This is a genomic window from Robertmurraya sp. DFI.2.37 (genome assembly GCF_029211245.1).
In the GTDB taxonomy this organism is placed as follows: domain Bacteria; phylum Bacillota; class Bacilli; order Bacillales; family Cytobacillaceae; genus Robertmurraya; species Robertmurraya methanolica_A.
Genome location: NZ_JARGEJ010000050.1, coordinates 24,249 through 33,601 on the forward strand (window position 1 = coordinate 24,249; position 9,353 = coordinate 33,601).

Annotated in this window: 11 protein-coding genes and 1 pseudogene; 7 read left to right on the forward strand and 5 right to left on the reverse strand. The window is 36.7% G+C overall.

Annotated features, from left to right (window positions below):
• Nucleotides 1-194 precede the first annotated feature (194 nt).
• Nucleotides 195-575 (reverse strand): DUF4183 domain-containing protein, encoded by a 381-nt coding sequence (locus PZE06_RS20030; protein WP_095308308.1) that lies wholly within the window; start codon nucleotides 573-575, stop codon nucleotides 195-197.
• A gap of 157 nt (nucleotides 576-732) precedes the next feature.
• On the opposite strand from PZE06_RS20030, the gene PZE06_RS20035 reads away from it, so the two are divergent.
• The gene (locus tag PZE06_RS20035; protein WP_150917246.1) at nucleotides 733-1,080 is read left to right on the forward strand and encodes a DUF4183 domain-containing protein; all 348 of its coding nucleotides are present in this window, start codon (nucleotides 733-735) and stop codon (nucleotides 1,078-1,080) included.
• A gap of 418 nt (nucleotides 1,081-1,498) precedes the next feature.
• Here PZE06_RS20035 and lexA read toward each other — a convergent pair whose 3' ends face one another.
• Entirely contained in the window at nucleotides 1,499-2,122 is a 624-nt protein-coding gene (gene lexA / locus PZE06_RS20040) for a transcriptional repressor LexA (protein WP_150917244.1), read from the reverse strand.
• Nucleotides 2,123-2,275: 153 nt separating this feature from the next.
• Here lexA and yneA point away from each other — a divergent pair, with 153 nt between their 5' ends.
• The 6 genes from yneA (at nucleotide 2,276) to PZE06_RS20070 (ending at nucleotide 6,878) form a co-directional block, all read left to right on the forward strand.
• Nucleotides 2,276-2,590: a cell division suppressor protein YneA gene (yneA, locus tag PZE06_RS20045; RefSeq protein ID WP_150917242.1), complete on the forward strand. Its 315-nt coding sequence runs from the start codon at nucleotides 2,276-2,278 to the stop codon at nucleotides 2,588-2,590.
• 10 nt (nucleotides 2,591-2,600) lie between these two features.
• Entirely contained in the window at nucleotides 2,601-3,257 is a 657-nt protein-coding gene (locus PZE06_RS20050; protein WP_150917240.1) for a YneB family resolvase-like protein, read from the forward strand.
• 124 nt (nucleotides 3,258-3,381) lie between these two features.
• Nucleotides 3,382-3,615 (forward strand): DUF896 domain-containing protein, encoded by a 234-nt coding sequence (locus PZE06_RS20055; protein WP_150917238.1) that lies wholly within the window; start codon nucleotides 3,382-3,384, stop codon nucleotides 3,613-3,615.
• Between the two features lie 240 nt (nucleotides 3,616-3,855).
• Nucleotides 3,856-5,862 (forward strand): transketolase, encoded by a 2,007-nt coding sequence (gene tkt, locus PZE06_RS20060; protein ID WP_150917236.1) that lies wholly within the window; start codon nucleotides 3,856-3,858, stop codon nucleotides 5,860-5,862.
• A 189-nt stretch (nucleotides 5,863-6,051) separates the two neighbouring features.
• Complete coding sequence (gene sirA, locus PZE06_RS20065) at nucleotides 6,052-6,489, forward strand: sporulation inhibitor of replication protein SirA (RefSeq protein ID WP_150917235.1); 438 nt, start codon at nucleotides 6,052-6,054, stop codon at nucleotides 6,487-6,489.
• A 170-nt stretch (nucleotides 6,490-6,659) separates the two neighbouring features.
• A complete protein-coding gene (locus tag PZE06_RS20070; RefSeq protein WP_150917233.1) occupies nucleotides 6,660-6,878 on the forward strand; it encodes a YneF family protein in 219 nt (72 codons plus the stop codon).
• A 652-nt stretch (nucleotides 6,879-7,530) separates the two neighbouring features.
• Here the strand turns inward: PZE06_RS20070 and PZE06_RS20075 are convergent.
• From PZE06_RS20075 to PZE06_RS20085, 3 genes and pseudogenes are all read right to left on the reverse strand, one after another.
• Nucleotides 7,531-8,877, reverse strand: a pseudogene (locus PZE06_RS20075) (IS3 family transposase); the annotation flags it as partial.
• Between the two features lie 81 nt (nucleotides 8,878-8,958).
• The gene (locus PZE06_RS20080; RefSeq protein ID WP_150917231.1) at nucleotides 8,959-9,222 is read right to left on the reverse strand and encodes a hypothetical protein; all 264 of its coding nucleotides are present in this window, start codon (nucleotides 9,220-9,222) and stop codon (nucleotides 8,959-8,961) included.
• A 45-nt stretch (nucleotides 9,223-9,267) separates the two neighbouring features.
• The coding region (locus PZE06_RS20085; RefSeq protein ID WP_275791704.1) for an IS3 family transposase at nucleotides 9,268-9,353 on the reverse strand (86 nt) is incomplete at its 5' end.

Here is a 9,353-nt window from a genome sequence, read left to right on the forward strand (position 1 = left end):
CTTTATTAGATAAGCTTTATTAACAGAATTGTTGATAAAACGATTTTTGCCTCATTTCGTGTGATGCTTGGTCTCGCACGCTTTTCCGTTAAACTGAAAGGTTTTTTGACAGGCATCTGTTTTTTTGATGCGTATTAAATGGTAATATGCAAAAAACAAACCCCTGAAATATCATTTTCAGAGGTGAGATTTACTTAGGTGATAATCGTTGTATCGCTTGTTGGCGCAAAGTTTGTGACAACTAGGACGACTGGAGATGCTGCTTCAATTGTTGAACCAGTAGGAACAGTAATCACTAATTGTCCTACACCAGTAGCACCTGGCGTGTAGGCAATTAAGTCATCCATTTGCAGCACACCATTTATATAAACATTAATGTAGCTATTGTCAGCCGTTAATTCTGGAAGTGTGTCTGCAGCTGCTCCAGTGTCAGTCCAGAAATCCTCAACCGCAATCGTTAAAGTACCATCGCCAGTAACTTGTTCTGCCGCTTCAGTGAAGAATCTTTCAACAGTTGGAAATGTGCTAATCGTCGAAGTTGCGCTAATTGCTAGCTTCATAATCTGCAGGGGCAAGGTAACTCCTCCTTTCCAAGTTTTTACTATATTATGCCTGTTGTCATTTATTGACTAAACTTACGTATAGATAATGTAAGACCAAGCACATAATCTCGACCTATTTATATAATGTTGAAAAAGGCATGTATCGTGAGCATAAAGGAGGAAAGAAAAGGTGACATCTAAAAATTGGGATCGCAATCATTTTATCAAACCCTTTTTGACCATTCCGTTAATTCCTCCTGTCATCTCCTGCCATCATCTTCCTAAAAAAGTGGAAGTATACGAATACTACACAGTTTCAGATGGAGAATCAAAATCATACAAGGAAGTAGATGGAATTCCTGAATTAGGGAAGCAGGTAATTCTTGCCCCCTCGCAAGTATCATATATGAATCTTTTTATTAACGGAGTGTTGCAGCCGAAGGACTGCTATGCAGTGCAAAAAGGAGAAATTACATTAAAAACAGAAGACGCGCCCCCGAAAGGCGCCCCGGTAATTTTGCAAATGTTCAAATTTTAATGATTGAAAATGAAGGATAAGAAAAATTAATCGTTGTCTTTAGTAATCATTTTTTAGTTCTTCTTGTCGGAACCTATCAGTTTTTAGTTAACCTATAGCGGATAATATTGCTAAACTTTTCTGAGTTACTTTTTAGTTTCCCTCGTTTGTTTTATCTCCACTCTCTTAAGCAAATATTCTGTTTGCAAAAAAGTAAAAAGAATAAAAAGGGGAATGAAAAGAAGAATGAGTTTGCGATGCCAATTTAAGTTATATTTCATAACAAGAGAAGAAGAGAGTAAGCTCATTAGAAATTGAGAAGTAAGAGTGCTCATATAAAAATCCTTTCAAATTTTTTCTTTTAATATGAGGCAAATGAAGAAAAATTATTCAAAAGGAAAAAAAAGCAGGTTAACCTGCTTTTACGAGATTGATAAGCTCAGTGTATATGACGGTAAACACCGATAACCTTTCCTAAGATGGAGACGTTTCTCAAAATAATCGGTTCCATCGTTGAGTTTTCAGGCTGTAAACGAATATAATCTTTCTCTTTGAAGAAGCGTTTTACCGTTGCTTCATCGTCTTCAGTCATTGCTACAACAATATCTCCATTACTAGCGGATTGCTGTTGTCTAACAATGACGTAGTCACCGTCCAAAATCCCAGCTTCGATCATGCTTTCTCCCATAATTTCTAGCATAAATACATGTTCGTCGTCTGCGGCAAAGCGCTCAGGCAATGGAAAGTATTCCTCCACATTCTCGATTGCCGTAATCGGTAGTCCGGCTGTTACTTTTCCGACAACGGGTACATTTACTACTCTACTTTTTGGAATATTGGCTTCTTCATCAGCTTCTAAAATTTCAATCGCACGTGGTTTCGTTGGGTCCCGGCGGATGAGTCCCTTGCTCTCGAGTCTAGCTAAATGCCCATGAACAGTTGAGCTAGATGCGAGGCCAACAGCTTCACCGATTTCTCTTACGGATGGTGGATATCCCTTTAGCTTGACCTCGTCTTTTATAAATTCAAGAATATCTTGCTGTCTTTTTGATAGCTTTACCATAGTACACACCTCGAATTCTATTTCTTGCTTTGATTATAGCATGTATTTCCAACTGATACAAACATAAGTTCGAATTTTTGTTGACTGGAAACAAGTGTTCGTATTATAATGTGATTAACAACGAACATATATTCTTAGTTTGAGGTGTGAAAGATGAAGAAATTATGGAATCAATATTGTTATGCAATTCTATTAATTGGTTTGAGCTTTGTACTTGCATTAGTGTTGGCTGAAAAATCGCCTACTCCTATAGAGGAAGATTATTTAACAATTAAAGTAGAAGAAGGGGATTCCTTATGGCAGTTAGCCAAAACGTACGCAGACGAACATCAGCTTTCTCCTGCCGAGTTTATCAAGTGGGTAAAAAATGCGAATGAAATTGATGAGGCGATCTATGTAGGAGACTCCATCGTCATTCCGGTTAAGAAAGATGGCTTATATATTGCGAGCAGCCGAGAAAATGAATAGAGACCATTCAATGAAAGCCATTATTTACTGCCGTGTTAGTACAAATAAGGATACTCAAGAAACATCATTAGCAAGGCAGGAAGAAGAATTATTAAGCTTAGCTCAACAATATCAACTTGACGTCATTAAAGTGATAAAAGAAAAAGCGAGCGGCTATGATTATGAGCGTGAAGGCATCTTTGAACTTCTTTCTCTCATTAAAGAACAAGATGTGAAAACTGTTCTTATTCAAGATGAGACAAGGCTAGGAAGAGGCAATGCGAAAATCGCCTTGCTCCATTGCATTATGAAAGAGGGAGTCTCTCTATTTACGATTGCTCATAACGGAGAACTGCAAATCTCCGAATCGGATTCAATGGTTTTACAAATTGTCGCAATGGTGGAAGAATACCAAAGGAAATTACATAATAGTAAAATTAAAAGAGGTATGAGGCGAGCTGTTAAAGGTGGTTATGAACCCCAAAGAAACCTTAAAAATCATGGTTCCAACAGCGGGAGAGAAAAGCTGGAGGTACCGGTAGAAGAAATCATCCGCTTGCGCAGAAATGAGTTGACTTTCGCTGAAATTGCCGCGACATTAAGAGGATTTGGATATCCTGTCTCGAAAGCGACCGTTCATCGTAGATATAAGGAATATATGGATGATGCTAACAAGCAGGAAAACTAGGCTCTTTGCTTGTAATCACTTATAGATTCTAGTAATATGAAATTTACTTAGTTTGAGCATAGAATGATGAAACGAATATTATGAAGAATCTATAGATGTAACAAACATAAAAAGGAGCTTAATTATGCTATCAAAAGAAAAGTTGGCTAGAATTAATGAATTAGCTAAAAAGGCGAAACAGTCAAGCTTAACAGAGGAAGAAGCGAAGGAGCAAACTGCACTAAGAAAAGAGTACTTGGAAACTTTCCGTTCTTCAATGTTAAATACGCTTAAAGGTGTTACAATTGTAGATCCGAAAGGGAATGATGTTACCCCCAAAAAACTTAAGGAATATCAAAAGAGAAACAAAATGCATTAATTTTTTGAGGAATACAATGAACTGTATTCCTTTTTGTTATGGACACATAGATTGGATACGAAAGTGGCAAAATAGGAACAAATTGGACTTTTTTGTTGAGAAAACAAATCGTCCGCTATATATTTAATAAGTAGAGTGGATTTCATTCTGTTTAGAAATGATAGATATATGAGGTAATCAACTGGTTGATTATTATCGAAATTTCACTTAGGTTAGGAATAAATAGGAGGGATAGAATAAATGTTTGGACAAGTTGATGCATTATCGGTTAACGCAATAAGAACATTATCCATTGATGCGATTGAGAAGGCGAATTCAGGGCATCCTGGTATGCCGATGGGAGCTGCCCCAATGGCATATACACTTTGGACGAGATATATGAACCATAATCCGAAGAATCCACATTGGTTTAACCGGGATCGGTTTGTATTATCTGCTGGCCATGGTTCCATGCTTTTATATAGCCTTTTACATTTGTCAGGCTATGATCTTACCATCGAAGATTTAAAACAATTCCGTCAGTGGGGAAGCAAAACTCCAGGACACCCTGAATATGGTCATACTCCAGGAGTGGATGCAACAACAGGGCCGCTAGGTCAAGGAATTTCTATGGCTGTTGGGATGGCAATGGCAGAAAGACATTTGGCAGCTGTATATAATAAAGATAATTATGAGCTTGTTGATCATTATACATATAGTATTTGTGGCGATGGTGATTTAATGGAGGGAGTTTCAGCTGAAGCCGCTTCATTAGCCGGTCACTTACAACTTGGTAAGCTTGTTGTGCTCTATGATTCAAATGATATCTCTCTTGATGGTGATTTAGATCGTTCATTCTCAGAAAGCATTGAGAAAAGATTTAAATCATATGGATGGCAATATATTCGCGTTGAAGATGGAAATGATCTTGAAGCGATTGCAAAAGCGATTGAGGAAGCAAAAAGTGATCAAACTCATCCAACGATGATTGAAGTTAGAACGGTTATTGGCTATGGTTCACCAAACAAATCTGGTAAGTCAGATGTTCATGGTGCTCCTTTGGGCGCTGATGAATTAAAGTTAACAAAGGAAGCCTACAAGTGGACATTTGAAGAGGATTTCCATGTACCAAATGAAGTGTACGAGCAATTTAAAAAGCTAGTTGCTGAAAATGGTGAAAAGAAAGAAAAAGAATGGAACGCTCTTTTTGCTTCATATAAACAAGAATATCCAGAATTAGCCGTTCAATTTGAGACCGCTAATAATGGCGATTTGGTTGAGGGCTGGGATAAGGAGCTGCCAGTTTATGAGGATGGAAAGAGTTTAGCAAGCCGCGCATCTTCTGGTGAGGCTTTAAATGCCATTGCGAAAAACCTTCCATATTTAATTGGGGGCTCTGCTGATTTAGCAGGTTCAAATAAAACTACGATTAAAGGTGTTGGCGATTTTACACCTGAATCATATGAAGGAAGAAATATTTGGTTTGGTGTTCGTGAATTCGCAATGGGGGCAGCGATGAACGGAATGGCTCTTCATGGAGGTTTAAAAGTATTTGGCGGAACATTCTTCGTCTTCTCTGACTACTTGCGTCCTGCTATTCGTTTAGCAGCTCTAATGAATTTGCCCGTTACTTATGTATTTACACATGATAGTATTGCGGTCGGCGAAGATGGACCAACACATGAACCGGTTGAACAGTTAGCTAGCTTACGGGCAATGCCAAATCTTGATGTGTTGCGCCCTGCTGATGGAAATGAAACAGCTGCTGCATGGAAGCTTGCCGTAGAATCGACTACCCGTCCAACGGCCCTTGTACTGACACGTCAAAACTTACCTACATTGAATGGTACAGCAGATAAGGCGTATGAAGGTGTATCGAAGGGGGCTTATGTTGTTTCACCTGCTAATACGGAAACTCCTGATGTACTTTTACTTGCCACAGGCTCAGAAGTATCACTAGCGGTTGAGGCGCAAAAATCCTTACAAAATGAAGGAATCCATGCTTCTGTTGTAAGCATGCCTTCATGGCATCGATTTGAACAACAAACAGAGGAATATAAAGAAAGTGTTATTCCTAAACATGTTAAGAAACGCTTAGGAATTGAAATGGCTACTTCGCTCGGATGGCATCGATATACTGGTGATGAGGGCGATGTCTTGGCGATTGATCAATTTGGTGCATCTGCTCCAGGAGAGAAGATTATGGAAGAGTATGGCTTTACAGTTAAAAATGTTGTTGCGCGTGTGAAAGCATTGCTCAATCAATAGAAAGAATAGTTCCTTTTAAAATGGCTGATTCGTTATTTGCGAATTGGCCATCTTTTTTTCATTAAGAAAGATGCATGATTTTCAATCGTTTCGACAAAAAAAGCGGAATTTTTCAACTATTTAAGACAAACATCCGCTCTAATTTTTAATATAATAAAAGAAAGGATGTGAAAGAAGGAGGAGTTATGGTTGAGAAGTTATCAATTATACATAATTACAGATGAATTTGCCTCCCATTATTTAGGAAGAGAGTCTATGTTTTTTCAACTTTTTAAAGAATATGAATCAGCCTTTGGAGAATTATATTCGATCATTACTAAACAAATTATTTATATTACAAAGCCAATCCCTAGTATTCGACTCCATCAATACATTCAACAACAATTGCAAAATACCGCTGGTTATTCGTTTGAGAATGGGATCTATCAAGTTTCTTATGGCAAAAGCAGCTTCGCTAAACTAGAAATTTTTGATCGCTATTTAACCATTAATGCCAAAGGTAGTTATGAAGCAGAAACATGTTTTTTTGAAGTGTTACGGAAAAATGAAGGGGCTTTCTTAGCGATCGATTTATTGAATAATCGTTATGGTTGGTTGAAGCCTATAAAGGAACGGAAATTTGTTTAAGCAAATAGCTTTTTTTAAATGATCAACGTCTTTTGTATGTTAGCCAAACGATTAATAATGATTAAATTTCCGAAAACCTTTCATAAAGGTAGGAAAATTTGGTGCAAATATTGTATAATAGCCTTTGGTCTAGTACACTGTATGATAGACAACATGAAGGAGGAAATAAAATGGTTTGGTGGGGATATCTACTAATCGTAGTTGCTCTACTTGGTGGAGTAGCGTTAGGATTTTTCATCGCTCGTAGATATATGATGAGCTACTTAAAGAAAAATCCGCCAATCAATGAACAAATGCTTAGAATGATGATGATGCAAATGGGGCAAAAACCATCCCAGAAAAAAATCAATCAAATGATGGCTGCGATGAACAAGCAGCAAGGAAAATAAAAGTGCTTAGAATCACTGTCATATCAACGTTTATCATTTGATGGAGAGCAATTATGAAGGTGAATTTTTCCTTTTTTCTAAGTGAAAAAGGTGAATCCTTCATCAGATTTTTTAATCATAATTGCTTTATTTTTCTTATTTTAACCAAAAGACTACTTTTACTGCGAAAACTTAAGCAGGAAAGGTGGTCTTTTTTGTGTTATTGGAAGATGCAATTAAGAAACACCAGTATCATTGTCAAGAAAAAGGATCTATGGAAAAAACGATGAATAAGTTAACAAGCTAAGTCATTTTTATCGAAAAAGAGGCATCATAGAACTAGAGAGTGTTACTCTCCATGATCTAATCTAAGAATGAATGAAAACATGATAATGTTAAAAAATTCACTCTTCCTTTTTGTTAATCTAAAAATGGCATATCTATTAAGCTTAAGGATCGAAAGTTTAAAAAGTAAATTAGATTTGATACGTTGATTTATTACCTGACTACTTTAAAAGAAGTGTTGAAGAAGAGAGGCTAAAGTACCATTTTCAATTGGTGCGTCATTTAAGAAAAAAGACATGCCCTACTTGTAAATGAAAGAGAAGAAGATACCAACAAAAACCCCATTTTAAAAATTGAAGTGTTCTAAAAGTTAGACACGGTTATTTCATCAGGCGACTTGGGTATAATAAGTTCGGTATTCCACCGGACTCATTTTTAATTTTGTCTTCATCGGTTTCGTGTTGTAATATTCGACATATTTTTCTAGCTCTTTTTTAAAATGCTCCACACTTTTAAATTCCTTCAAGTATAGGAATTCGGATTTCATAATCGCAAAGAAGTTCTCCATGACAGAGTTGTTGTAAGAGTTTCCTTTACGAGACATACTTTCTACAATTCCTCTTGGTTGAAGTCTTTTACGATACTTCTCCATTTGGTAGTGCCAGCCCTGATCTGAATGCATGAGTAGCTGGTCCTCTGGTAAGCGTTCTAAAGCATTTTCTAACATGTCAGAGACAAGGGAATATGTTGGTTTAGAGCCCAATTGTATAGGTAATAATTTCTCCATTAAATAAGTCTAAAACAGGTGATAAATAGAGTTTCTCTCCAACTAATTTAAATTCCGTAATATCTGTTACCCATTTTTATATGGGGCATTTTGCGATAAAATTGCGATCTAAAATATTGGGGGCAATTTTACCAACCATATCTTTATACGATTTATACTTTTTCATACGCACTAAACACTTTAAACCTAACTTCTTCATGAGGTGTTGAATCTTTTTGTGATTTACTCTGTGACCTCGGTTCGTAAGCTCATCTCCAATACGGCGATAGCCATAACGTCCTTCATTTTCTTCAAAAATGGCTTTAATCTCTTCTTTTAGATCCGAATCAGGATCTGGACGACCCATTCGTTTTACTAAATCGTAATAAGTACTTCGGGGAATACTAGCTAGCTTTACGGGTGCTTTCACCGGATATTCATGCCCTAATTCATAGACTACTTGCGCTTTGTCTTATTTGGTGACTTTTCCTTGTTTTGAACTAAGGCATTCAACTTTTTTAAATACTCATTTTCCATTTCTAGATTTTTTATTCGAGCCTCAAGTGCATCAGTATAGCCTCTGACAGGTGCTTTTTTATGTTGTTGATTGGGTTCCTTTTTCATGGATGGACACCCCGTTTTCTTTGATCGAAGGGCATCTAATTCTTGTGTTTCGAACAGTTTTCTCCAAACCATAATGGTTGAAGGGGCAGGGATCTTAAAAAACGCTGCTGTTTCATTTAAGGACGTACCATGTTCAATCATATAATTTAGTACGTCTAGTTTGAACTGTTGGGGATAATTTACACAAGGCTTAATAAAGGCTTCAACACCATTAAATTCGTATGGTTTGACCCATTTAAGAATCGCTTTATGGTCAGTTCCTAAAGATTGAACTATCTCACGTGAACTCTCCTTTCCATTTAAGTAACGTGTAACTGCCTGTAATTTATCTTCTCCAGTAAATTTAACCTAAAAAACTGCACCTCAATTGTTAGATGATTTCTAACAATTGGGGTGCAGTTCAAAATGTAAGGGGTTTCGCCTTTGTTAATTTTGGTTAATAACTTGACTAGCTTTCTGTACATCTTTTTTATTCACATAGATTTCGTAATGTACAGGCCCCTGTTGGTCATGGAATAACACAGGGTTAGCAGTGCGGCTATTTACCATTTTATTCTTGATTGTATAGTTAATCTCATGACTTTTTAGTTTTGCAATTGCCTTAAAGTAAGAGTCATTGGTAAAGGCGGTAAAAACAAGTTCTTTGTCTTTATGAAACATCCTTTTCATCAATCTTTTTAACAAAGACATTTGCTTAAACTGGCACCTATGTCAAGGACACAATAAAAAAAGAGATTAAGCAACTAGAAGATGATTCCTATATTGAATAGGGGTCATCTTTTTTAAGTCCCACTGATATCGATAGTTGTTATAGTAAACCA